We start from the raw sequence: 23,205 nt of genomic DNA, 5'->3' as shown, positions 1-23,205 counted from the left end.
GCGGAAAACGGTCCGGCGGCTAGGTCAACTTGCCGTCATGCAGCCGGTAGACGCGGTCCATCGCGAAGGCGAGCCGCTCGTTGTGGGTGGCGATCAGCGCCGCGCTGCCCTCGCCGCGCACCAGCTGGACGAACTGCTCGAGCACGACATTGGCCGTGGCCTCGTCAAGGTTGCCGGTCGGCTCGTCGGCCAGGACCAGGTCGGGGCGGTTGGCCAGGGCGCGGGCCACGGCCACGCGCTGCTGCTCGCCGCCCGACAGCTGGCTGGGCCGGTGGGTCAGGCGATGACCCAGCCCGAGCGCGGTGAGCAATTCCTCGGCCCGCGCGGTCGCATCCGCACGGCTGCGGCCGGCGATCAGCTGGGGCAGGAGCACGTTCTCCAGCGCGGTGAAGTCGGGCAGCAGGTGGTGGAACTGGTAGACGAAGCCAAGGTGATCGCGGCGCAACCGGGTGCGGCCGGCGGCATCCTCGGCCGCGGCATCGACGCCGCCGATCTCGATCCGCCCGCCGAAGCCGCCTTCGAGCAGGCCCACCGCCTGCAGCAGGGTGGACTTGCCCGAGCCTGACGGGCCGAGCAGCGCGACGATCTGGCCCGGGCCGATCTCGAGCTCGATGCCCTTGAGCACGTCGATCCGGACGCCGCCCTGCTCGAAGCTGCGGGTCACGCCAGACAGGCGGACGATCGGCGCACCGTCACTCATAGCGCAGCACCTGCACGGGATCGGTGCTCGCCGCCTTCCACGCCGGATAGAGCGTGGCGAGGAACGAGAGGACCAGCGCCATCACGCAGATCGCCACCACCTCGACCGGATCGCTCCGGCTGGGCAGTTCGGACAGGAACCGGATCGACGGGTCCCACAGGTTCTGGCCGGTCAGGTACTGCACCGCGTTGACCACGTTCTGGCGGAAGAACAGGAACAGGAAGCCCAACCCCAGTCCAGCCACGGTGCCCAGCGCACCGATCAGGAAGCCGGCGGTGACGAAGATCTTGAGCAGGCTGCGCCGCGTCGCGCCCATCGTCCGCAGGATCGCGATATCCCGCGTCTTGGCTCGCACCAGCATGATCAGCGACGAGAGGATGTTGAACACCGCCACCAGCACGATGATCGACAGCACGGTGAACATCGCCACCCGCTCGACCGATAGCGCCTCGAACAGCGCGGCGTTGATGGTTTTCCAGTCGGTCACCACGGCCTGTCCCGCCAGCTTGCGGGTCAGCGGCGCGAGGATCTCGCCGACGTGGTCGGGATCGGTGGTCTTGACCTCGATCATCCCGATCGAATCGCCGCTCAGCAGCAGGGTCTGGGCATCGGCGATCGGCATGACGACAAAGGCGTTGTCATAGTCGTAGACGCCGATCTCGAACACGGCGGCCACGGTGTAGCCGATCTGGCGCGGCACGGTGCCGAACGGGGTGGCCCGGCCCTGCGGATTGATGATGGTGATGGTGTCGCCCACCCGGGCGCCGAGGTTCTCGGCCAGCCGCGCACCGATCGCCACCTGCCCGGCCCCGGGGCGCAGCAGGGCAAGGGTTCCCGCCTTGAGGCTGGGCTTGAGCCGGGCAATGTCCTGAGGCGTATTGCCGCGCGCGAGGATGCCCTCGACCCGGCCGTTGAACGTGGCGAGCAGCGGCTGCTCGATCAGCGGCGAGGCGCGGACCACGCCCGGGGTCGCCCGGACCTCGGCCAGCACCGTCTGCCAGTTCTCGAGCCGGCCGCCATAGGCCTGGATCACCGCATGGCCGTTGAGCCCGACGATCTTGTCGAACAGCTCGGCGCGGAACCCGTTCATCACGCTCATCACGATCACCAGCGCCGCCACCCCGAGGCTGACCGCCACCAGGCTGATGCCGGCCACCAGCGCGATGAACGCCTCGCCGCGACCGGGAAGCATGTAGCGTTTGGCAATGGTCCATTCGAACGGGGAGAGGATCAAGCGGGGCTCGTCTGCTGGGCCTGGGGATCGGCGGCCGAAACGCGGGATCTCGGTTTAGGGTCGCTGGCGGATGACGACAAGGACTTGTTGGGCTGAACCCTGCGCGGCCCGGTCCCGGGTCCCCGACCTCGGACGATGGGGGCGGGGAATCACCGAAGGTGGTGCCCCTCCCCGTGCCGGGGAGGAAGCCAGCGACCGCAATAGGGCACAAAACGCCTTCGCAGGTGATCCAATCCGCCTCCTTCCACGTCGACCCGGGCCTGACCCGGGACAAGGCTGTTCTGCCCCCGCCATTGCCACACAAGCCCTGCCCCGGCTCAAGGCCGGGGCGACGATCAGGGGGTGGTCGTACGCTCCGTGATCAAAGGATCTGGATGTCCGTTCCCGGGCCAAACCCGACCTCCCCGCTTCCTCCCCGCAAATGGCGGAAACCGGTGGCCACAACCCTTGCCTTTCGCCCCATTAAGAGCCAAATGCGCGCGCAACGTGGGGCCGCACCGCAGCCCCGGGGCCGGACCAGAATTCATGACCATGACCGATCGTTTTGCCGATGCGACCCCCTGGGACGTCGATGCCGACAAGCTGGGCGAGGAGTGCGGCATCTTCGGTGTCATCGGCACCCGCGATGCCGCCCCGATGACCGCGCTGGGTTTGCACGCCCTGCAGCATCGCGGCCAGGAAGCCGTGGGCATCACCAGCTTCGACGGGCAGGAGTTCTACTCGCGCCGCGGCCTCGGCCACGTCGCCGCCAACTTCTCGAGCGCCGAGGCCCTGGCCGAGCTGCCCGGGATCATGGCCGCCGGCCACGTGCGCTATTCGACCACCGGCGGCTCGGGCCTGCGCAACGTCCAGCCGCTGTTCGCCGATCTCGCCTCGGGCGGCTTCGCCATCGCGCACAACGGCAACATCTCGAACGCGATGCACCTTAAGCGCGACCTCGTGCAGAAGGGTGCGATCTTCCAGTCGACCTCGGACACCGAGGTGATCATCCACCTGGTCGCGACCAGCCGCTATCCCACCCTGCTCGACCGCTTCGTCGATGCGCTGCGGCTGGTCGAGGGTGCCTATGCGCTGATCTGCATGACCCCGGCCGGGATGATCGCCTGCCGCGATCCGATCGGCATCCGCCCGCTGGTGATGGGCCGGCTCGGCCCCAAGGGCAAGGGCGGCGCCACGGTGTTCGCCAGCGAGACGGTGGCGCTCGACGTGGTCGGCGCCGAATTCGTCCGCGAGATCGAGCCGGGTGAGCTGATCGAGGTCGATCTCGACGGCAAGGTCCGCTCGCACCGCCCGTTCGGCAACCCCTCGGCGCGGCCCTGCATCTTCGAGCACGTCTATTTCAGCCGCCCGGATTCGCGGATGGGCGGCCAGTCGGTCTACGAGGTGCGCAAGGCGATCGGCCGCGAGCTGGCGCGCGAATCGCTGGCCGATGCCGACATGGTCATCCCGGTGCCCGACAGCGGCGTGCCCGCGGCGCTCGGCTATGCCCAGGAATCCGGCCTGCCGTTCGAGCTGGGCATCATCCGCTCGCACTACGTCGGCCGCACTTTCATCCAGCCGTCGGACGGCGCGCGCAACGCCGACGTGAAGCGCAAGCACAACGCCAACCGCGCGATCGTGGAGGGCAAGCGGATCGTGCTGATCGACGATTCGATCGTGCGCGGTACCACCAGCCTCAAGATCGTGCAGATGATGCGCGAGGCCGGCGCGGCCGAGGTCCACATGCGCATCGCCAGCCCGCCGACCGAGCACTCGTGCTTCTACGGGGTCGACACGCCCGAACGCTCCAAGCTGCTGGCCGCGCGCATGGACGTGAAGGCGATGGGCGAATTCATCCAGGCCGACAGCCTGGCCTTCGTCTCGATCGACGGACTCTACCGCGCGGTTGGCCTGGCCGGGCGCGATAATGCCTGCCCGCAGTTCTGCGACGCCTGCTTCAGCGGCGAGTACCCGACCCGCCTGACCGACCTGGCCGAGCGCGAGGGACTGGCCAAGGCGGTCGAGAAGGTCGCCTGACGCGATGACCGGCACCGCCAAGCCCTTCGCCGGGCAGCTCGCGCTCGTCACCGGTGCCAGCCGGGGCATCGGCGCCGCCACGGCCGAAGCCCTCGCCGCGGCCGGCGCCCACGTCATTCTCACCGCGCGCGACACCAAGGCGCTCGAGGCGGTGGAAGAGCGCATCCATCAGGCGGGCGGTTCGGCCACGATCGCGCCGGTCGATCTGGCCGAGGTTGACGGCATCGCCCGGCTTGCCACCGCGATCGCCGGACGCTGGAGCGCGCTCGACATCCTCGTGATCAATGCCGGGATCCTGCCCCAGCTGACCTCGGTGACGCAGATCGATCCGGCCAGCCTGAACAAGGCGATCACCGTCAATGTGCTCGCCCCGCAGGCGCTGCTCGCCCAGTTCGACCCGCTGCTGCGCAAGAGCGCCGATGCCCGCGTGCTCGGACTGACCAGCACCGTCGCCACCGCGCCGCGCGCCTATTGGGGCGCCTATGCCAGCACCAAGGCTGCCTTGGAGGTGATGCTCGACTGCTACGCGCAGGAGGTCGGCCGACTCGCCAAGATCCGTGTCGCCATCGTCAATCCCGGCGCGACCCGCACGGCCATGCGCGCCCGGGCCTATCCGGGCGAGGATCCCGCCTCGGTCAAGCCGCCCGAGGTGGTCGCCAAACGGCTGGTCGCCCTGCTCGGCGAGGATTTCGCCAGTCCGCACCGCGAGACCGTTAACCAGTCCTGACAGGCCTTTCTCAACCTCTCTCGGTCACTTTTCGGGAGAACAGGCTGGCTGGAGGGAGGCCCAGCCCGGCCTGGAAGAAAGGACTACGCGCATGACGGGCGATTCCTATTTTCACGCGGCCCAGGAAGACCGCTGCGCCCCGCGCACGCGGGTCGGCATTCCGGCCGTGCTGCGCGCCTCGGGCGGGCGGGCCTTCCAGACGGTGGTGCACGATCTGTCGCTGGGCGGCTTCTGCTGCTCGGCGGTCAACCGCATGAGCCCCGACACGATCTGCTGGATCACCCTGCCAGGGCTGCAGTCACTCCAGTCGCGGGTGATCTGGTGGGACGCCAGTCTGGTCGGCTGCGCCTTCGACAACCTGCTGAGCCCGGTGGTGCTGGAGAACATCCTTGCCCGCTGGCAGCACGAGACCACCCTGCGCAGCGCGGTCTGAGCGCCAGGGGCAGACGGGGCTGTCCGGGTTGAGTGGGGAGCGGAAGTTGGTCGGCCCAACGAACAGGGTCACCGACGACACAATTGCTCATCCCCAAACCCGCTCAGGCTGAGCCTGTCGAAGCCCACGCACGGCGGTTGAGCTGGGTGTTCGCAGCGGTTCTGCCCGGAGGAACGGTCGCAGGAGCGTGGGGCCGGGGGCGGCGCGTGGGCTTCGACAGGCTCAGCCTGAGCGGGCTTTGTTTGCTTGGTGCTGCCTTTTCTTACGTCCGACTTCGGGCGCAAAGCGACGTACCGAGCCCCCTGGTTGGGCGCCCCCCGTCAACAACCGCTCACTTCCCCTTGACCGCGGCAAAGGCCGCCAGTGCGCGCGCGCGACCCTCGGCGTGGCCGATGATCGGGCGCGGATAGCCATCGGGACGGCGCACGGGATCGTGGATCTGGCTGTCGGGCAGGCTGGCCAGCTCGGGTACCCAGCGGCGGATATAGTCGCCCGCCCCGAACATTTCCGACTGGCTGAGCGGCGCCATGATCCGCACGAACATGTTGGCGTCGATCCCGCTTCCGGCGCTCCACTGCCAGTTGACGCTGTTCTGCGCATAGTCGGCATCGACCAGCGTGTCCCAGAACCACTGCTCGCCCCGGCGCCAGTCGATCAGCAAGTGCTTGATCAGGAACGAGGCCACGATCATCCGCACGCGGTTGTGCATCCAGCCGGTGTGCCACAGCTCGCGCATCCCGGCATCGACAATCGGATAGCCGGTCCGGCCGCTCTGCCATGCGGCCAGATCGGCTTCGGCCGCATCACCGCTGCGCCATGGCAGGGCATCGAACTGGGTCTTGCCGTTGCGGCTGCCATAGTCCGGCAGCTGCAGGATCACGTTCTGGGCATAGTCGCGCCAACCCAGCTCGCCGAGGAACGTCTCCACCGAGCCGCCCAGCCCGGCGACCGCGTGCCAGATCTGGGCGGGCGAGATCTCGCCGAAGTGGAGATGCGGCGACAGCATCGCCGTGCCGCCGACCGACGGCAGGTTGCGCCGCTGCTCATAGGACGGTGCCTGGACCACGAACCGCGCCAGCCGGCTTTGCGCGCCCGCCTCGCCCGGCTGCCAGTGGTCGCGCAGGCCCCCGGCCCAGTCGGGCGCGCTGGGCAGGAGCCGCCAGCGTCCCAGCGGATCACTGGCCGGCCAGAAGGCTGGCGGGGCCAGGTGCTGCGGCGCAGGCAGCGGCATCGGCGGCGGCAAGCGCTGCTGCAATGCACGCCAGAACGGGGTGAAGATCTTGTAGGGACCGCCCCCGCCGCTGGTGATCGAGCCGGGCGGGGCCAGGTAGTTGCCGTGGTGCAGACGCAGGTCGAAATGCTGGGCGACCGCGCGTTCGGCATTGCGCCACCATGGTTCGTAGTGATGCAGCGCGTGGACGGTGCGCGCACCGGTTTCGCGGCGGATCGCGGCCAGTTCCTCGTGCGAGCGGCCCCGGCGCAGGACCAGCCGCGAACCGAGCGCACGCAGATCGGCATCGAGACTGCGCAGGCTGTGGTGGAGCCACCAGCGCGCCGCCCCGCCCATGCGGCGATGCTGCGCGACCTCGTCATCGAGGACGTAGACGGGAATGACCGGCCCTTGCCGGGCCGCTGCGTGGAAAGCCGCCTGGTCGGCCAGACGCAGGTCGCGGCGGAGCCAGACGATGGTAGGCGTTGACATGACCAATCGGTACCGAACCGTGCAGCGGGGTGACTAGCGCCATTTTCCCGAACCTGCCCCTTCGGACAGGACCGGCAGGACGTCAAGCCGGATCGGAGACCGGGGCGCCGACCGTCCAGGTCTGGCCCTTGGCCAGCAGCTTGCCGAGATCGGCGGCCTTGCCCTCGCGGGCGCGGCTGTCCTGGCCGAGCACGGCGTCCTCGTAGGTCGGACGCGGGTCGTCGAAGATCACGCCCAGCGCCATCGGGAACGGGCCGAACGGCATTTCCACCAGCATGTGCGCCACGGCCTTGTTGCGGACGTTGTGAACGATCACCCCGGCGGCCTGCCAGTCGGGCGTGCCGTCGGCCCCCACCGCGACGTCAACCACCTTCAGCGTCAGCGCCGCGACGTCGAGCGCGATGCCCTTGATCCCGCCGCTCTTCTCCGAGCCGAACAGCATGGGCTCGCCGTCCTTGAGCCACAACTGGCTCTGCTCGGCACCCTTCGGCGCAGCGAAGTCCTCGAACCGGTCCTTGTTGTAGACAATGCAGTTCTGGAAAATCTCGATGAAGGCAGCCCCCTTGTGGGCATGGGCGGCCTTGAGCACGCCGGGCAGTTCCTTCGACACGTCAAACCCGCGGGCGATGAACCGTGCGCCCGAGCCGAGCGCGAACGCGCAGGGGCTGGCCGGGTGGTCGACCGAGCCCATCGGCGTCGACGGGCTGCTGGTACCCTCGCGGCTGGTCGGCGAGTACTGGCCCTTGGTCAGGCCGTAGATCTCGTTGTTGAACAGCATGATCTGGCAGTTCAGGTTGCGCCGCAGCAGGTGCATCGTGTGGTTGCCACCGATCGACATGCCGTCGCCGTCGCCGGTCACCAGCCAGACGTCGAGCTCGGGATTGGCCAGCTTGATCCCGGTCGCCACAGCCGGGGCACGACCGTGGATGGTGTGAAAGCCGTAGCTCTCGATGTAGTAGGGAAACCGGCTCGAGCAGCCGATGCCCGAGACGAACACGGTGTTCGACGGATCGGCGCCGATTTCCGGCAGGGTGCGCTGCACCGCCTTCAGGATCGCATAGTCACCGCACCCCGGGCACCAGCGCACCTCCTGATCGGTCTCCCAGTCCTTCAGCGTGGTCTGGACCTTCGCGATGGGGGTCATGTCGTTCATGCGCTGCGTCCTGACAGAAATTCCACGTCACCCTGAACTTGGTTCAGGGTCCATCGCGCCTCAGGAACCGGAGCCGCGTGGGGAAGGATGGGTCCTGAAACGAGTTCAGGATGACGAAACGGGCGAGGCAGCTGACGAACCATCACGCCAGCGCCTCCTCGATCGCGGCCTCGATTTCCGCGATGGTGAACGGCTGGCCGCTGGTCTTGGTCAGCGGCCGGGCATCGACCAGGAACTGGTCGCGCAGCACGGTCTTGAACTGGCCGGTGTTCATCTCGGGCACGAGGATGCGGTCGTAGCTCTTGAGCAGGTCGCCCAGATTGGCCGGCAGCGGCCAGATGTGGCGGACGTGGACGTGGCTGACGTCGAGCCCCTTGGCGCGAGCCCGGCGCACGGCCTGGATGATCGGACCGTAGGTCGAGCCCCAGCCGACCACCACGAGCTTGCTGCCCGCCTCGCCCAGGATCACCTCCTGGGCGGGAATGCCCTGGGCCACGCCATCGACCTTGGCCTTGCGGGCATCGGTCTGCAGCTGGTGTGTGGCCGGCGAGTAATCGAGATCGCCGGTGTCCGGCGCCTTCTCGATCCCGCCGATGCGGTGCATCAGACCCGGCGTGCCCGGCTTGATCCACGGCCGCACCCCGCGCGCGTCGCGCTTGTAGGGCAGGACCTTGCCCCCGGCAGGATTGTTGTTGGCCGCCAGGAACTGCGCCGGGAACGGCTTGAACGCGGCGGCGTCGGGCACCTTCCACGGCTCGGCCGCATTGGCGATGTAGCCATCGGTCAGCAGCATCACCGGGGTCATGTACTGCACCGCGATGCGGCAGGCCTCGATCGCGCACTCGAAGGCATCGGCCGGGCTGCGCGCGGCGATCACCGGCAGCGGCGCATCGCCGTTGCGGCCATAGACCGCCTGGTAGAGGTCGGACTGCTCGGTCTTGGTCGGCAGGCCGGTCGATGGCCCGCCGCGCTGTGAATTGACGATCACCAGCGGCAGCTCGGTCATGATCGCCAGCCCCATCGCCTCGCCCTTGAGCGCGATGCCCGGGCCGGACGAGCTGGTCACGCCTAGCTGGCCGGCATAGGAGGCGCCGATCGCCGAGCAGATCGCCGCGATCTCGTCCTCGGCCTGGAAGGTGGTGACGCCGAACTCCTTGAGCTTGGCGAGGTTGTGCAGGATCGCCGAGGCCGGGGTGATCGGATAGCCGCCGAAGAACATCGGCAGCTCGGCCAGCTGAGCCCCCGCGACCAGCCCGAGGCTGACCGCCTCGGCGCCAGTGACGGTGCGGTAGAGCCCCTCCGGGGTCGGCACCGGATCGAGGTGCAGCTTCTTGAGCGGCCCGGCCAGCTCGGCAGTCTCGCCATAGGCGTGGCCGGCATTGAGCGCGGCGATGTTGGCCTCGGCCAGCACCGGATTCTTGCGGAACTTGTCCTTCAGCCACTCGACCAGCGGCGCGCGGTCGCGGTCGAACATCCACAGCGCCAGACCCAGCGTCCACATGTTCTTGCAGCGCAGGGCTTCCTTGTTGCCCAGACCGAAGGGCTTGACCGATTCGAGCGTCAGCGCGGAAATGTCGAAGGCCAGCAGGTCCCACTTGGCCAGGCTGCCGTCCTCGAGCGGATTGACCTCGTACTTGGCCTTTTCCAGGTTGCGCTTGGTGAACTCGCCCGCGTCGGCGATGATCAATCCGCCCGGCTTCAGCGCCTGGACGTTGGTCTTCAGCGCCGCCGGATTCATCGCCACCAGCACGTCCGGGGCATCGCCGGCGGTCTCGATCGTGGTCGAACCGAAGTTGATCTGGAAGGCCGAGACGCCGAACAGCGTCCCCTGCGGCGCGCGGATCTCGGCAGGGAAATCAGGGAAGGTCGCCAGATCGTTGCCGGCCAGGGCGGTGGACAGGGTAAACTGCCCGCCGGTGAGCTGCATGCCGTCACCCGAATCGCCGGCAAACCGCACGACCACCGCTTCGGGGGCTGCGGCATCGCCCGGGCGGGCGGGGGAATTCGGTTCGGCCAAAACTGTTGCCATTCTTGTCCTCGCAGGGGGAAACCCCCGGTTTTGCGTCGTGCCGCCCTAAGCCACCGGTCGGTATCGACCGCAATCCAGAAAAACGTCAGGCCGACAAACCGATGCTTTCAGCCAAAGGCCGTCGCATTCGCCTAGTCAAGCCCGGACCGTCGCGGTAACGGCCAAGGAGCAGCCGCGCGGTCCGCATGCCGGATGGGCCGCGCCGGCGATGGGAACCAGGATTGGCCATGAACGACTTCACCGCCCTGCCCTATCGTCCATGCGTGGGCGTGATGCTGGTCAACAGCGCTGGCCTGGTCTTCGTCGGCAAGCGGATCGACACACGGCCCGGCACGACCGAGGGCGATGCCTGGCAGATGCCGCAGGGCGGGATCGACGAGGGCGAAGACCTGCGCTCAGCGGCCCTGCGCGAACTGCATGAGGAAACCGGCGTGACCGAGACCATGGTCACGCTGATCGCCCAGACCCGCGAGGAGCTGCTCTACGACCTTCCGGACGAGCTGATGGGCAAGCTGTGGGGCGGCCGGTACCGCGGTCAGCGCCAGCACTGGGTGCTCGCCCGCTTCACCGGCAAGGATGCCGACATCAATCTGGAGGCGCACGATCCGCCGGAGTTTCGCGAGTGGAAGTGGGTGGCGGCGGACCAGCTGCCCGAGCTGATCGTGCCGTTCAAGAAGCGCGTCTACCGCGCCGTGGTCGAGGAATTCCGCGAGCTGATCTGAGCTCAGGTTCCAGCGAAACGGCTCAGTTGGTCGCCGTGGGCGTGGCCTTCACCGAATCCGCCGAAACCATCTGCGCTGCCCCTGCCCTGGCGATCAGGGCGGCAAGCTCACGCGTCTCGGCACAGGATTCGCCGCATAGCCCCTGCAGCCGGGTGAGGTTGCGCTTGGCCTTCTCCACTGCACCCTTCTCGACCAGCGCCGCGCCTTCGCCAGAGATCGCGGTAAGGTTCTGGGGATCGCGCTCGAGCGCTTCGCGGTAATAGTGCAGCGCCTTGCCCTGGAGACCCTGGCGACGCGTCGCGTCGGCAAGGTCAAGCGTGATCGCGGTCGCTCCGGGCTGGATCGCGAGCGCGGCCTCGAACGCGTCGATCGCGCCATCGGCGTTCCCGCCCGACAGGGCCGCGCGGCCCTGCGCGACCAGCGCGGCAGCGCGGGGATCGAGCGGCTGGGGCGGCGCCGATTGGCCAACGCTGGCCGAAAGCGCCAGCACCAGGGACAAGGCAACTCCAGCCGGGGCAAATCGCATCAGGCTCTCCCGCAAGTCGGTCACGCGGCCGCCATCCCTCCAGGAACGGTCATGCATCGCCGCATGGCTAACACAGCCGTTCGAGCCTTGCGACGAAAAACCCGTCGGTGCCATCGTGTCCGGGGGTGAGGCGCACCCCGGCGCCGCGCGCCCGCCCGGCACCCAGGGTCAGCGGCACGGCCCGCCAATCGGGATGCCGCGCCAGGAAGCGCTCGGCCTGGTCGGCCCCTTCCGCGTCGAGCAGCGAACAGACCACGTGAACCAGCCGTCCGCCCGGACGGACCAGCGCGGCCGCGACGTCCAGCAGCCGTGCCTGGAGCGCGGTGAGCCGCTCAAGCTCGCGCGGATCAAGCCGCCAGCGCGCCTCGGGATTGCGGCGCCAAGTGCCGGTTCCCGAACAGGGCGCATCGACCAGCACGGCATCGGCCCGGTCCTGCCAGTCGGTCAGGGCCGCCGCCTCGCGGCCGCCGTCGAGCAGGCGCGTCTCGGCGATGGTCACTCCGGCCCGCTCGGCCCGTGGCGGCAGACGCGAGAGCCGCGCGCGATCGGCATCGCAGGCCAGCAGGCTGCCGCGGTTGTCCATCGCCGCGGCCAGCGCCAGCGTCTTGCCGCCGGCCCCCGCGCAGAGATCGACCACGCGCTCGCCCGGCTGCGCCGCGACCGCCGTACAGACCAGTTGCGAGCCGGCATCCTGCACCTCGATCGCGCCGGCCCGGTAGGCCTCCCATTGTTCCACCGGAGTGCCCGGCGGGAAGCGGCGCCCCAGCGGCGCGACGGTTGGCGCGCCCGGCTCGGGCAGATCGGCCAGCGCGGCCTTGAGCGGGTTCAGCCGGATGTCGAGCGGGGCGCGGCCGAGCAGGGCCAGCTGCTCGGCCGCGCCGAGCCCGCTGGCGGTGAGGGCCTCGACCAGCCAGGCCGGCGCCACGGCCCTGACCGCGACCGGTTCGCCGGGAGCGATCGCCGCGGGCGCGTGGCGCGAGCCATCGAACAGCGCGGCCAGCGCGGGATCTTCGCCCGCCAGCGCCAGCAGGGCCGCGCGGCCCGTGGCAGGCACCTCGCCGCAGGTGCGGATCGCGGCATAGACCAGCTCGCGCACCGCGCGCCGGTCGCTGCTGCCGGCGAAGCGGCGGGTGCGGAACCAGTCGGTGAACAGCCGGTCGGCCGGGGCGCCCCGGCTGCGGGCAGCGGCGATCACCGCGTCGAGGATCTCGATCGCAGCTTGGGCCCGCGCCTGCGGGGTCATGGCTGGGCCCGTTGGATCGGACAGGCCAAAACCGACTTGGATTCCACCATACCTGGTCCCGTTCGGGTCGCTGGTGGCTCCCCTCGCCTCAACCGACCTTGTAGTTCGGCGCTTCGCGGGTGATCGTCACGTCGTGGACGTGGCTTTCCTTGAGCCCGGCATTGGTGATCCGCACGAAGTTGGCCTTGGTCCGCAGCTCGTCGATGGTGGCGCAGCCGGTATAGCCCATCGCCGCCTTGATCCCGCCGACCAGCTGGTGGATCACGTCCTTGGCCGGGCCCTTGTAGGGCACCTGGCCCTCGATGCCTTCGGGCACCAGCTTCATCTGGTCCTTGATGTCCTGCTGGAAGTAGCGATCGGCCGAGCCGCGCGCCATCGCGCCGACCGAGCCCATCCCGCGATAGGCCTTGTAGGCGCGCCCCTGGTAGAGGAAGGTTTCGCCCGGGGCCTCTTCGGTGCCGGCCAGCATCGAGCCGACCATCACCGTCGAGGCGCCCGCCGCGAGGGCCTTGGCAGCGTCGCCCGAGGTCCGCAGCCCGCCGTCACCGATCACCGGCACCCCGCGCGCGGCCGCGGCCTCGGCCGCGTCCATGATCGCGGTCAGCTGCGGCACGCCGACCCCGGCGACGATCCGCGTGGTGCAGATCGAGCCGGGCCCGATCCCCACCTTCACGCCATCGGCACCGGCATCGATCAGCGCGCGGGTCGCCTCGGCGGTGGCCACGTTGCCGGCGATCACCTGGGCCGCGTTGGACAGGCGCTTGACCCGCTCGACCGCGCGCGCGACGTCGCGGTTGTGGCCGTGCGCGGTATCGATGATCACCACGTCGCACTCCGCGGCCAGCAGCGCCTCGGTCCGGGCGAAACCCTTGTCCCCGACGGTGGTGGCCGCCGCCACCCGCAGCCGTCCGGCCCCGTCCTTGGTGGCATTGGGATAGGTCACCGCCTTCTCGATGTCCTTGACGGTGATCAGCCCGATGCAGCGATAGCCTTCGTCGACCACCAGCAGCTTCTCGATGCGGCGCTGGTGCAGCAGCCGCCGTGCCTCTTCCTGGGTCACCCCGGCGTTGACCGTGGCGAGGTTCTCGCTGGTCATCAGCTCGCGCACTGGCTGGGCCGGGTTGTCGGCGAAGCGCACGTCGCGGTTGGTCAGGATGCCGCACAGCCGGCCGTTGTCCTCGACCACCGGAATGCCGCTGATGCGGTGCGCCTGCATGATCGCCCGGGCCTCGCCGAGGGTCGCGGAAGGAGCGATGGTGATCGGGTTGACCACCATGCCGCTTTCGAAGCGCTTGACCGCGCGGACCGCAGCGCACTGCTCTTCGACCGAGAGGTTGCGGTGGAGCACGCCGATCCCGCCCAGCTGCGCCATGACGATCGCCATGTCCGCCTCGGTCACCGTGTCCATGGCCGAAGAGATCACCGGGATGTTCAGCGCGATGTCGCGGGTCAGCCGGGTGCGGGTGTCGGCCATCGACGGCAAGATGTCGGATTCGGCCGGACGCAGCAGCACGTCGTCGAAGGTAAGGCCGAGGGGAATGTCGATCAGTGCCACGGGATGCCTGCCTGTCTAGAGGGCCTGTTTCGGGGCCGGACCGGGCCCCTGGGGTCGATTGTGGCGGCCCATGTAACCGCACGGGTGGCGCGGCACAAGGCGGTTGCCGCGGCTTTCCGCGACCGTGCGCGCGGGGCCGATCAGCGCGTCAGCGGCACCCGGCGCGGATCGGCGAACCACCGGCCCAGCGCGACCAGGAAGCTGACATCTTCGGCCGCGCCGCCCAGTTCGAGCCCGGGTTTCACCACGTCGCTCGGGCGGTGGTAATCGGTCTCGAAGAACCGTTCGAGCAGGGCCAGATTGCCATAGGCGCTCGTCACCATCACTGCCGGCACGTCGTGCTGGAGCAGCATCCAGCCATCCTGCCGCTTGACGTAATCATTGGCCGCCGTGCCGGGCACGATCACCCGCCGGTTGGCCTTGGCCGCGGCAAGGATCTGCGGATCGAGCGGGGTCATCCCGCGCCCGACGATCGCCAGCGGTGTCCCGGCTGGAGCGATCGCGACCGAATCGATGTTGAAGGCCGCAACGATCTGCTTGAGCGGGAGCGGCGGATTCTCGGCGAAGGCCGCCGCGCCGAGCAGCCCGAGCTCCTCGGCGGTGGTCGCGACAAAGTAGATGTCGCGCTCCTGCTGGGGGCCACGGCTGAGCCGCCGGGCGACCTCGGTCAGCGCCGCCACGCCGCTGGCATTGTCGATCGCGCCGTTGCAGACGAGGTGTTCGGCCGGGGCATCGGCGCAGCGCCCGAAGTGGTCCCAGTGCGCCATGAACAGCACGGCCCCGGCCTCAGGCCGGCGTCCTTCGAGCTTGCCGATCAGGTTATGGGTGCGGATCGTGGTCTCGCGGGTGGTCGCCTCCATCGTCGCGGTGAGGTCGAGCAACCGCGGGACGAATCCCGGCACGGCCGCGGCCGTCCTGAGCGCGGCGAGACCGGCACTGCTGCCGACCAGCAGGCGGTCGAACGCCTCGGCCGTGATGAAGCCCTCAAGGTCGCCGCCAAGACTGTCGGTGGCGAGCGCATAGCCCGAGCGGCGCCGGCGCGCCGCGACCTGCTCGAGCGTGCGGTCGCTGTCCAGCACGGTCAGGACCGCCGCGGCGCCGGCCTTGAGCAGGGCGTTCTGCCGCTCGCTGTCGCGCACCCCGCCGTCGAGCAGCACGGCCACCCGGCCGGCCAGCTCGTTGCGCGCCAGCTGCTCGATCGCCGCACCGGTGCCGACGAACAGCATCGGCGCATTCTCCACCAGCGCGCGCTTGCCCGAGGTCAGCATGATCGTCGCGTCGCGCGGCATGTACAGCCGCTTGCCCTTGCGGGCGAACACCGCAGCCGAGGCCGCCGGCTCGCGCGCGACCAGGTTGACCGGGGCGAACCAGGCATGGCCGGGATCATTGGTGCCCGAGACCAGGCCGATGTCGAACCACTGCTTGCCCAGATAGCGCAGCGTTTCGGCCTCGCCCTCGGTGCCCGGCTCCCGCCCGGCGAAGGCATCGCTGGCCAGCACCTTGATATGCGCCAGCAGCGCCGCCTCGAGCGCCAGGTCGCGTTTGGGCGCTGCCGCGACGAGCGGTCCGGACGCAGCAAGGGAGGCAGCGACAAGCGTCGCAGCCAAACCTCGCTTCATCGCTGGGAGCACACGCTTCATCGCGGTCAGTTGTGAACGACAACGCGCCTGCCAGCAAGATTTAGCCAAGAAAATCCGTGGGCGTTGCACGAAGGTGACGGCCGCTTGCCCGCCCTCCGGTTCGACCCGCGCGCCGCCGCCCTACTGAGCGGTCCAGCCCCCGTCCATCGACAGGTTGGCACCGGTGATCTGCTGGGCGGCATCGCGGCACAGGAACACGGCCAGTTCGCCCAGATCGGAGGGCTTGGCGAAGTCCTTGGTCGGCTGGCGCTCGAGCAGGACATCGCTGATCACCTGCTCGCGGGTCAGGCCCCGCGCAGCCATGGTGTCGGGGATCTGGTTCTCCACCAGCGGCGTCCAGACATAGCCGGGGCTGATGCAGTTGGCGGTGATCCTGGTCAGCGCCAGCTCCAGCGCCAGGGTCTTGGTCAGCCCGGCAAGGCCGTGCTTGGCCGCGACATAGGCCGACTTGTAGGGCGAGGCGGTGAGCGAGTGGGCGCTGGCGATGTTGATGATCCGCCCCCAGTTCTGCGCCTTCATGTGCGGGATCGCGAGGCGGCAGGCATCGAAGGCGGCGGTGAGGTTGAGCGCGAGGATCTGGTCCCACTTCTCGACCGGGAACTCCTCGACCGGGGCAACGTGCTGCATCCCGGCGTTGTTGACGAGGATATCGACCGGCCCGGCTGCGGCCAGCAGCGCCTCCACCCCCTCGCGGCGCGACAGGTCGGCCGCCACGTGGCGGGCGTCAAGCTCGGCGCAGAGGGTCTCGATCAGGCCCGGCTCGCCGAAGCCGGACAGCACCACCTCGGCCCCTTCGGCCCGCAGCGCCCGGGCGATCGCCAGCCCGATGCCCGAGGTGGACCCGGTGACCAGGGCGCGCTTGCCGGCAAGAAACATGATCGACTCCCATAGGTTGATCCGCCAAGCTTGGCCCGCGACCAGTCGCACTGTCCAGCCCGATGTGGCGCTGCAGCGAGGGGAACGATGAAGCTCGACGATTTCGATCCGTCCGCCATCGATGTCGAGGACCAGCGCGGCGGCAATTTCGGCGGTGGGCTCCCGCTCGGGCTCGGCGGTGGCCGGCTGGGCTGCGGCACGCTGGTCATCGCGCTGATCGCGGCGGCCGTGTTCGGGGTCAACCCGCTGCAGCTCATCGGCGCGCTTGATCAGGGCACGGGCCAGGGCACGGAGACACAGGTCGGCGGGCCCCTGCCCGGCCAGGAGGGTCTGGCCCCGGCCGCGCCACGCGCCGGGACGAGCGCGAGCGAGATCTGCACGCTCGACGAGGCCAGTCGGCAAACCTGCAATGCGCTGTCCTCGCTCAACAAGACCTGGGAGCCGATCTTCCGGCAATCCAACGTGCCCTTCAGCCGGCCGAAGCTGGTGTTCTATTCCCGGCAGGGACAATCCGGCTGCGGCGCCGCGCAGAGTGCGATGGGGCCGTTCTACTGCCCGGCCGACAACGGCATCTACCTCGATACCGATTTCTACCGCGAGCTTGGGCAACGCCTCGGCGCGAGCGGCGACTTCGCCCGCAACTATGTGATCGCCCATGAGTACGGCCATCACGTGCAGAACCTGGTCGGAACCTCGGATCAGGTCCGGCGCTTGCAGCAGGATGCAGGCGACCGGGCCATGGCCAACCGCCTGTCGGTGCGGCTCGAGCTCCAGGCCGATTGCTATGCCGGGGTCTGGGCGGCCCGGAACCGCGACCGGATCGAACCGGGCGATCTCGAGGAAGGGCTGACCGCCGCCCACCAGATCGGCGACGACACGCTGATGCAGGGAGCTGGCCAGCGCCCCCTGGAGGAGGCCTTCACCCACGGATCGAGCGCGCAGCGGATGGAATGGCTCAGGCGCGGGATCGAGACCGGCAACGAGGATGCCTGCGACACCTTCGCCGACCTGCGCCGGCGCTAGGCCGGGGCGGAACCGTCAGGACGGTCAGGCGTAAGGCTGGCACGTCCGAACACCGAGAGGATCCCCATGCGCCAACTGCGACTGATCGGCCGAGCCAGCCCGTTGATCGTCTGGCTGCTTATCGCCACCGGACCACTGGCGGCGCAGCAGTCCCAGCCCGACAAGGTGGATAAGGCCGACAAACCGGTGACCGACCGCGACCCCAGCGCGGTCGATGTCATGGCCACCCCGGTGGGCGACCTCAACCTGCGCAAGGGCGAGATCCCGCCGATCCTGCTTGCCGCCCAGAACGACACCTATAGCCTGTCCGGGCTGCGCCGCTGCAGCGACCTTGCCGCCGAGGTGCGGCGCTTCGACGCCGTGCTGGGAGACGACTTCGATACGGCACAGGCCGCCGACCGCAAGCTCAGCGCGGGCAAGGTCGCGCAGTCGGTGGTCGGCTCGTTCATCCCGTTTCGCGGGCTGATCCGCGAAATCTCCGGTGCCAACGAGAGCGAGCGGCGGTTGCAGTACGCCATCTATGCCGGCAGCGCGCGCCGGTCCTTCCTCAAGGGGGTGGGCCTGCAGCGCGGCTGCCCCTGGCCGGCGCGGCCTGCGTCGGCGGCTGGGATCGCCCGGGACAAGGCCGCGAACGGGGCGGAGAAGGACAAGCCCCGGACACCCTGAGCGACGCGCGCGCATCAGGGATGCGAGCAACGGCCGACAAGGGTGTTGGCGGACATTGGACGGATGGTCGGATAGATGCTTCGGTCCAGCAAAGGGCTACGCCTCAACCCCGCTCAGGCTGAGCCTGTCGAAGCCCACGCTCAAGCACCTGTCCAACGGTCCTGCGAGGGTGCCTAGGGCGGAAACGCTGCGAACACCCAGCTCATCCGTCGCGCATGGGCTTCGACAAGCTCAGCCTGAGCGGGGTTTGGTGCGGTACAAGCCCGAAATCTGAGGTCCTAACCCAGGCGCAAACGTTCGTTGCAGTTGGTCCACCCCGCTTCTTTCCTCGTCTTCCCGGGTTTGACCCGGAACAGGGCTGTTCTTCCCCAGCCATTGCCGCGCAAGCCCTACCCCGGCTCAAGGCCAGGGCGACGATCAGGGGGTGGGGTGATGCCTGGGTTCGGGCGGGAGCTACCCGAGCCCCCGCCCCCTTCAGGGGCTTCAAGACCTGCCGGCCGTACCCCAGACCACCAGCTTGACCCTGCGTCCGGCGGGCAGCGTGCGGACGCCGGCGGGGATGCCGTTGAGCACCCTGAAGCGATCCTCGCGGGCATCGTCGAAGGCCATCCGCCCGGCCAGCGAGGCCACGGTGTCGGTCCGGCCTACGGTCACCACCTGGATCACGCGCGGGCGCACGGCGGCGGTTTCGGCCGCGGTCATCCGGCGGAAGCTCTGCACCAGCGGCGCCAGCGAGCCCAGCCCAGCGCCGCGCGGCTGGATCACGGTGAAGGCATAGGCCGTGCCGGGCGCCGCAACGATCGCCACGACCGTCGCGTCGACCGCCTGGCCGCCCGAACTGGCCGCGACGGTGGCCGTGGCCGCGGTCAGGCCGTTGATCGTGGTCCGTTGTGGCGTAACCTCGACCCGTGCATTGGCATCGCCGCTCAGCGCGGCGAACTGCCGCGCGACGAAGGCATCGAGGTTCCCGTCGAACTTGCCGCCGGTGAAGGTCGCCTGGCCGCCGCGCCCGGTGGTGGGCGTGATCGACACCGCCGCAGCGCCATTGTTCATGCCGTAGCCGACCGGCGCGGTGAACTGGATGCGGTCGGGCGGATAGCGGAAGGTCTGGCCCTCGATCACGCCCTGCGCCGGATCGTCGCCATAGATCATGCCATTCAGCGCCATGAGGAAGGCATCGCCGCCCCGGGTGCCGCCGGTGGCCGTCTGCTGGCGCGCGCGCTGCAGCGCACGGCTGACCCGCGCCGCCGGATCGGGATGGGAGAGAGCCCAGCCCGGGGTGGTCCGGCTTTGTCCGGTAAGCCGGGCGTCGAGCGCGGTCTGGGCGGCCAGCGAGGCGAGGATGTCGGAGCTGGCGGTGGCATCGTAGCCGGCCTGGCGGGCATAGACCACGCCAAGGTCATCCGCCTCGAACTCATCCTGGCGCGAGTGCGACATCACCGTGCCGACCACCAGTCGCTGGATTCCCGCCTGGCCGATCTGGTTCCCCACCTGCCCCATCGCCCCGTTGCCGAGGATCGCGCCAAGCAGCGTCTGGCCCAGCGTGCCGAGCAGCACGCTGCGCTGGGTGACCTTCTGGCGCTGGTCGGTGTGGCGGGCGGCGATGTGGCCGGTCTCGTGGCCCAGCACGAAAGCCAGCTCGGCCTCGTTGTTCATCAGCGCGAGCAGACCGCGGGTGGTATAGACATAGCCGCCGGGGACCGCGAAGGCGTTGGGCACGCCAGAGTTGAGCAGCTTGAAGCTGAAATCCCGCTCCACCGCGGCGATCCGCGACTGCGCGGCTACCTTGAGCCCGACCTGCCGGACCAGCTGCGCCTGCGGCCCGGCATAGACCCCGCCATACTCAGCGGTCAGCTCGGGATCGGCCTGGGCCCCTGTCTGCTTGTCGGCCGCCGAGATCGCCTGCGGACCGGGGACGGCGATGGTCGTGGCCGCCTGCTGGGCACCAGCCGGCGCGGCCAGCCCCAGCGCGGCAACCGCCGCAAGCCAGTGGGAGTGCTTCATCCTGATCATTCTCTCCGCCGCTGCCCGCAACCCGGGCCATTATCCGGAATATAGGGCGGGGACGAGCCGGTTCCACTCAAATTCGCGGAGACATTTCGTGGCCCTGCGGGGATTACCCTCCCCCCCGTCACGCCAGCGCAGGCTGTCATCTCCCACCCTGTGACACGGCCTTGGCCAGGCCGCACCACCTCGCCGCCGGAGATGCCAGACTGCGCTGGCATGACGGCTGGAGAGCGACAGCAACCTAGGCCCTGGCCTGATCCCGGATCGGCAGGGTCCGCACCCGCTTGCCGGTCAAGGCGAACAGGGCGTTGACCAGCGCCGGCGTGGCCGGCGGCACGCCCGGCTCGCCAATCCCGCCCAGCGGCGCTCCGCTCTCGATGAAATGGACGTCGATCCGCGGCGGCGCCTCGGCCAGCCGCAGCAGCGGATAGTCGGTGAAGTTGCTCTGCACCACGGCCCCCTGGTCGAGGGTGATCTCCTCGGCGATCGCGGTGGACAGGGCCTGGATGATCCCGCCGGAGATCTGGGCCTCGGCATTGCGGGGATTCACGGTGGTTCCGCAATCGACCACCGCCGTCACCCGCTGGACCCGCGGATAGCCATCCTCGCGCAGCGCCGCCTCCACCACCTCGGCGACGATGGTGCCGAAGGATTCGACCAAGGCAATGCCACGGCCAACGCCGGGCGGCGGCGGGGTGCCCCAGCCGGCGCGGCGGGCGGCCTCGTCGAGCACCCGCACGTGGCGCGATCCTTCGGCCAGATGCTTGCGGCGGAAGCGGTAGGGATCCTCGCCCACGGCATGGGCCAGCTCGTCGATGAAGCTCTCGGTCCAGTAGCCGAACGGGTTGGCATTGACCGAGCGGAACGGCCCGTCGAGCTGGTTGGTCTTGAACGCGAAATGGCGCCGCTCGGTCGCCGGAACCTCATAGAGGAAGTGGACCTCGCCTTCGACATTGTCGCCCTGGGCATAGTCGGTGCGCATGGCGGTGATCCGCCCGTCGCGCAGCGCCGCGGTCAGCCGGGCCGAAGCCTGCGCGCGGTAGGAGCCGTGCTGGACTTCCTGCTCGCGGCTCCAGATCAGCTTGACCGGCCAGGGACACTGGCTGGCCACCCTGACCGCCTGGCCGATCACCTCGCACTGCGCCGGGAAGCGCCGGCCGAAGCCGCCCCCCATGATCGTGGTGTGCACGGTCACCGCGCTCTCGGGCAGGCCGGCCACCTCGGCCGCCATGTGCCGCACCAGCAGCGGATCCTGCAGGCCGGCCCAGATGTCGAGCCGGTCGCCTTGACGGTGCGCGGTGACCGCAAAGGGCTCCATCATCGCATGGTGCAGATAGGGCACGCGGTAATCGGCGCTGACGGTCCGGGCCGCCGGATCGGCCAGCGCGGCGGCGACGTCACCTTCGCCCGCGGTCTTGTCAGGCTTGCCGGCGCGGCGCAGCGCGTCCTGCGCGGCATAGATGCCCGGCGAGTTCAGCCCGCCGTGCCCGCCATCGGCGAACCGCGGCGAGAGCGCCCGCACCCCCTTGAGCGCCGGCCAGTAGCCCCGCGCCACCACGACCACCGCATCCTCCAGCTGGATCACCTTCTCGACCCCGGCGATCGCCCGCGCCGGCCGCGTGTCGACCGCCTCAAGCTTGCCGCCGCGGACCGGCGCCATCACCAGCGTCGCAACCCGCATGTCGGGCAGGGTCACGTCGATCCCGTAAACGGCCGTGCCATCGACCTTGCCCGGAATGTCCTGCCGCAGCGGCGACTGGCCGATGGCGCGCCCGCGCCGCGCCGCTCCGGGGGTCGGCTCCGTCCACAGCCGGCGCTGCGCCGCGGCCTCGGCCAGCTCGCCGAGGCGCAGGGCGCGCCCGCTGCCGGTGTGGCGCGCGCGGCCATCCTCGAGGACGATCTGCGCGGCGGGCACGCCCAGCCGGTCGGCCGCTTCCGCGGTCAGCAGCGCACGCGCGCCTGCCGCCGCGCGCCGCAGCGCGATCTGCCCGGTGTAACGCACCCCGGACGACCCGCCCGTCATCTGCATCGGGATCGCCCGCGCCACCAGACCCAGGACCGAGGCGGGGAGATGGGCGAAGGCCGGGCTGACCATCTCGGCGCCGAAGCCCTCGATGATCCCGGCATTGGCAAAGCCCGGCAGGGCCGGTGCCTGCGCGACCACGATCCGCGCGGGATCGACCCCCAGCTCCTCGGCCACCAACTGGGCCTGCGCGGTATGCGCGCCCTGCCCGAAGTCAATGGTCGGCGAATAGAGCGTAATGGTATCGTCCGGGGCGATCTTCAGGAAGGCGGCGAACCCGCCCTCGCCCGGCCGGACCGTCGCGGCCTTGGCTTCGGCCATGGCGCGGCTCCCGCTCCACTTCAACCCGAACATGCCGGCCCCGGCCACGGCGAGCGAGCCGAACAGGACGGCGCGGCGCCTGATCCCCATCACGCTGCTCCCGCTGCGGCGTCGGCAGCCTGGCCGGTGGCTGCGTGGATCGCGGCACGGATCCGCGGATAGGTGCCGCAGCGGCACAGGTTGGTCATCGCCGCATCGATCGCCTCGTCGCTGGGCTGCGGCGTTTGCTGCAACAGCGCTACCGCCGCCATGATCTGGCCCGACTGGCAATAGCCGCATTGCGGCACCTGCTGGTCGATCCAGGCCTGCTGGACCGGATGAAGCTGGCCGTCAGCGCTCTTCAGCCCCTCGATCGTGGTGATAACGGTGCCGGCCGCCGCTGCCAGTGGGAGCGAACACGAGCGAACCGGGGCGCCATCGACATGGACCGTGCAGGCACCGCAGGCCGCGACACCGCAGCCGAACTTGGTGCCGGTCAGCCCCAGTTCCTCGCGCAGCGCCCAGAGCAGCGGGGTGTCGGACTCCCCTGCGAAACGCACCGTGCGGCCATTGACCGTCGCCTCGATCGGCATCCTGCTCTCCTGTTCAGGTCCGGCTTACCTATGCTGA

General features: G+C 69.6%; 19 protein-coding genes. 6 read left to right on the top strand and 13 right to left on the bottom strand.

Annotation, left to right across the window (positions count from 1 at the left end; genetic code table 11):
* Positions 1-19 precede the first annotated feature (19 nt).
* Both H7F53_RS02800 and H7F53_RS02795 read right to left on the bottom strand, forming a co-directional pair.
* The gene (locus H7F53_RS02800) at positions 20-700 is read right to left on the bottom strand and encodes an ABC transporter ATP-binding protein (protein ID WP_185677960.1); all 681 of its coding nucleotides are present in this window, start codon (positions 698-700) and stop codon (positions 20-22) included.
* Positions 693-1,934 (bottom strand): lipoprotein-releasing ABC transporter permease subunit, encoded by a 1,242-nt coding sequence (locus tag H7F53_RS02795; RefSeq protein ID WP_185677959.1) that lies wholly within the window; start codon positions 1,932-1,934, stop codon positions 693-695. The genes H7F53_RS02800 and H7F53_RS02795 overlap by 8 nt, the downstream gene beginning before the upstream one ends.
* A gap of 525 nt (positions 1,935-2,459) precedes the next feature.
* Here H7F53_RS02795 and purF point away from each other — a divergent pair.
* The 3 genes from purF (at position 2,460) to H7F53_RS02780 (ending at position 5,110) form a co-directional block, all read left to right on the top strand.
* Positions 2,460-3,950, top strand: coding sequence for an amidophosphoribosyltransferase (gene purF / locus H7F53_RS02790; RefSeq protein WP_185677958.1), 1,491 nt, complete (start codon positions 2,460-2,462; stop codon positions 3,948-3,950).
* Positions 3,951-3,954: 4 nt separating this feature from the next.
* Positions 3,955-4,677, top strand: a complete 723-nt coding sequence (locus H7F53_RS02785; RefSeq protein ID WP_185677957.1) for an SDR family NAD(P)-dependent oxidoreductase — start codon at positions 3,955-3,957, stop codon at positions 4,675-4,677.
* A 91-nt stretch (positions 4,678-4,768) separates the two neighbouring features.
* Positions 4,769-5,110, top strand: a complete 342-nt coding sequence (locus H7F53_RS02780; RefSeq protein WP_185677956.1) for a PilZ domain-containing protein — start codon at positions 4,769-4,771, stop codon at positions 5,108-5,110.
* A gap of 331 nt (positions 5,111-5,441) precedes the next feature.
* On the opposite strand, the gene H7F53_RS02775 is transcribed toward H7F53_RS02780, so the two are convergent.
* From H7F53_RS02775 to H7F53_RS02765, 3 genes are all read right to left on the bottom strand, one after another.
* Positions 5,442-6,812, bottom strand: a complete 1,371-nt coding sequence (locus H7F53_RS02775; protein ID WP_185677955.1) for a cryptochrome/photolyase family protein — start codon at positions 6,810-6,812, stop codon at positions 5,442-5,444.
* Between the two features lie 82 nt (positions 6,813-6,894).
* Positions 6,895-7,965, bottom strand: a complete 1,071-nt coding sequence (locus tag H7F53_RS02770; RefSeq protein ID WP_185677954.1) for a 2-oxoacid:ferredoxin oxidoreductase subunit beta — start codon at positions 7,963-7,965, stop codon at positions 6,895-6,897.
* 142 nt (positions 7,966-8,107) lie between these two features.
* On the bottom strand, positions 8,108-9,994 hold the full coding sequence (locus H7F53_RS02765; RefSeq protein ID WP_185677953.1) for a 2-oxoacid:acceptor oxidoreductase subunit alpha: 1,887 nt from the start codon (positions 9,992-9,994) through the stop codon (positions 8,108-8,110).
* 227 nt (positions 9,995-10,221) lie between these two features.
* Here H7F53_RS02765 and H7F53_RS02760 point away from each other — a divergent pair, with 227 nt between their 5' ends.
* Complete coding sequence (locus tag H7F53_RS02760; RefSeq protein WP_185677952.1) at positions 10,222-10,716, top strand: RNA pyrophosphohydrolase; 495 nt, start codon at positions 10,222-10,224, stop codon at positions 10,714-10,716.
* Between the two features lie 22 nt (positions 10,717-10,738).
* Here the strand turns inward: H7F53_RS02760 and H7F53_RS02755 are convergent, their stop codons facing one another.
* The 5 genes from H7F53_RS02755 to H7F53_RS02735 form a co-directional block, all read right to left on the bottom strand.
* On the bottom strand, positions 10,739-11,266 hold the full coding sequence (locus tag H7F53_RS02755; protein WP_343061872.1) for a tetratricopeptide repeat protein: 528 nt from the start codon (positions 11,264-11,266) through the stop codon (positions 10,739-10,741).
* A 43-nt stretch (positions 11,267-11,309) separates the two neighbouring features.
* A complete protein-coding gene (locus H7F53_RS02750) occupies positions 11,310-12,485 on the bottom strand; it encodes an RsmB/NOP family class I SAM-dependent RNA methyltransferase (RefSeq protein WP_185677951.1) in 1,176 nt (391 codons plus the stop codon).
* An 88-nt stretch (positions 12,486-12,573) separates the two neighbouring features.
* Positions 12,574-14,031 (bottom strand): IMP dehydrogenase, encoded by a 1,458-nt coding sequence (guaB, locus tag H7F53_RS02745; RefSeq protein ID WP_185678125.1) that lies wholly within the window; start codon positions 14,029-14,031, stop codon positions 12,574-12,576.
* A gap of 149 nt (positions 14,032-14,180) precedes the next feature.
* Complete coding sequence (locus H7F53_RS02740) at positions 14,181-15,680, bottom strand: M20/M25/M40 family metallo-hydrolase (RefSeq protein WP_185677950.1); 1,500 nt, start codon at positions 15,678-15,680, stop codon at positions 14,181-14,183.
* 120 nt (positions 15,681-15,800) lie between these two features.
* Positions 15,801-16,556, bottom strand: coding sequence for a 3-hydroxybutyrate dehydrogenase (locus H7F53_RS02735; RefSeq protein ID WP_185677949.1), 756 nt, complete (start codon positions 16,554-16,556; stop codon positions 15,801-15,803).
* Between the two features lie 87 nt (positions 16,557-16,643).
* Between H7F53_RS02735 and ypfJ the strand changes: the two genes are divergently transcribed.
* Both ypfJ and H7F53_RS02725 read left to right on the top strand, forming a co-directional pair.
* Positions 16,644-17,579: a KPN_02809 family neutral zinc metallopeptidase gene (gene ypfJ, locus H7F53_RS02730; RefSeq protein ID WP_185677948.1), complete on the top strand. Its 936-nt coding sequence runs from the start codon at positions 16,644-16,646 to the stop codon at positions 17,577-17,579.
* Between the two features lie 66 nt (positions 17,580-17,645).
* Entirely contained in the window at positions 17,646-18,245 is a 600-nt protein-coding gene (locus H7F53_RS02725) for a hypothetical protein (RefSeq protein ID WP_185677947.1), read from the top strand.
* A 483-nt stretch (positions 18,246-18,728) separates the two neighbouring features.
* Here the strand turns inward: H7F53_RS02725 and H7F53_RS02720 are convergent, their stop codons facing one another.
* The 3 genes from H7F53_RS02720 to H7F53_RS02710 form a co-directional block, all read right to left on the bottom strand.
* Entirely contained in the window at positions 18,729-20,249 is a 1,521-nt protein-coding gene (locus H7F53_RS02720) for a M48 family metalloprotease (RefSeq protein WP_185677946.1), read from the bottom strand.
* A 244-nt stretch (positions 20,250-20,493) separates the two neighbouring features.
* Positions 20,494-22,686 (bottom strand): xanthine dehydrogenase family protein molybdopterin-binding subunit, encoded by a 2,193-nt coding sequence (locus H7F53_RS02715; RefSeq protein ID WP_185677945.1) that lies wholly within the window; start codon positions 22,684-22,686, stop codon positions 20,494-20,496.
* The gene (locus H7F53_RS02710) at positions 22,686-23,168 is read right to left on the bottom strand and encodes a (2Fe-2S)-binding protein (RefSeq protein ID WP_185677944.1); all 483 of its coding nucleotides are present in this window, start codon (positions 23,166-23,168) and stop codon (positions 22,686-22,688) included. The genes H7F53_RS02715 and H7F53_RS02710 overlap by 1 nt, the downstream gene beginning before the upstream one ends.
* Between the last annotated feature and the right edge of the window lie 37 nt (positions 23,169-23,205).

The sequence above is a fragment of the Novosphingobium piscinae genome (assembly GCF_014230355.1).
Lineage (GTDB): Bacteria > Pseudomonadota > Alphaproteobacteria > Sphingomonadales > Sphingomonadaceae > Novosphingobium > Novosphingobium piscinae.
Note: the sequence above shows the minus strand (reverse complement) of the source record. Positions and strands in the feature narration are given on the sequence as shown.

What these genes read in the sequence shown, in the direction of transcription:
- H7F53_RS02800 (WP_185677960.1), bottom strand. Translation starts at nt 700, where the DNA reads ATGAGTGACGGTGCGCCGATCGTCCGCCTGTCTGGCGTGACCCGCAGC.
- purF (WP_185677958.1), top strand. Translation starts at nt 2,460, where the DNA reads ATGACCATGACCGATCGTTTTGCCGATGCGACCCCCTGGGACGTCGAT.
- H7F53_RS02785 (WP_185677957.1), top strand. Translation starts at nt 3,955, where the DNA reads ATGACCGGCACCGCCAAGCCCTTCGCCGGGCAGCTCGCGCTCGTCACC.
- H7F53_RS02780 (WP_185677956.1), top strand. Translation starts at nt 4,769, where the DNA reads ATGACGGGCGATTCCTATTTTCACGCGGCCCAGGAAGACCGCTGCGCC.
- H7F53_RS02775 (WP_185677955.1), bottom strand. Translation starts at nt 6,812, where the DNA reads ATGTCAACGCCTACCATCGTCTGGCTCCGCCGCGACCTGCGTCTGGCC.
- H7F53_RS02770 (WP_185677954.1), bottom strand. Translation starts at nt 7,965, where the DNA reads ATGAACGACATGACCCCCATCGCGAAGGTCCAGACCACGCTGAAGGAC.
- H7F53_RS02765 (WP_185677953.1), bottom strand. Translation starts at nt 9,994, where the DNA reads ATGGCAACAGTTTTGGCCGAACCGAATTCCCCCGCCCGCCCGGGCGAT.
- H7F53_RS02760 (WP_185677952.1), top strand. Translation starts at nt 10,222, where the DNA reads ATGAACGACTTCACCGCCCTGCCCTATCGTCCATGCGTGGGCGTGATG.
- H7F53_RS02750 (WP_185677951.1), bottom strand. Translation starts at nt 12,485, where the DNA reads ATGACCCCGCAGGCGCGGGCCCAAGCTGCGATCGAGATCCTCGACGCG.
- H7F53_RS02740 (WP_185677950.1), bottom strand. Translation starts at nt 15,680, where the DNA reads ATGAAGCGTGTGCTCCCAGCGATGAAGCGAGGTTTGGCTGCGACGCTT.
- H7F53_RS02735 (WP_185677949.1), bottom strand. Translation starts at nt 16,556, where the DNA reads ATGTTTCTTGCCGGCAAGCGCGCCCTGGTCACCGGGTCCACCTCGGGC.
- ypfJ (WP_185677948.1), top strand. Translation starts at nt 16,644, where the DNA reads ATGAAGCTCGACGATTTCGATCCGTCCGCCATCGATGTCGAGGACCAG.
- H7F53_RS02725 (WP_185677947.1), top strand. Translation starts at nt 17,646, where the DNA reads ATGCGCCAACTGCGACTGATCGGCCGAGCCAGCCCGTTGATCGTCTGG.
- H7F53_RS02720 (WP_185677946.1), bottom strand. Translation starts at nt 20,249, where the DNA reads ATGAAGCACTCCCACTGGCTTGCGGCGGTTGCCGCGCTGGGGCTGGCC.
- H7F53_RS02715 (WP_185677945.1), bottom strand. Translation starts at nt 22,686, where the DNA reads ATGGGGATCAGGCGCCGCGCCGTCCTGTTCGGCTCGCTCGCCGTGGCC.
- H7F53_RS02710 (WP_185677944.1), bottom strand. Translation starts at nt 23,168, where the DNA reads ATGCCGATCGAGGCGACGGTCAATGGCCGCACGGTGCGTTTCGCAGGG.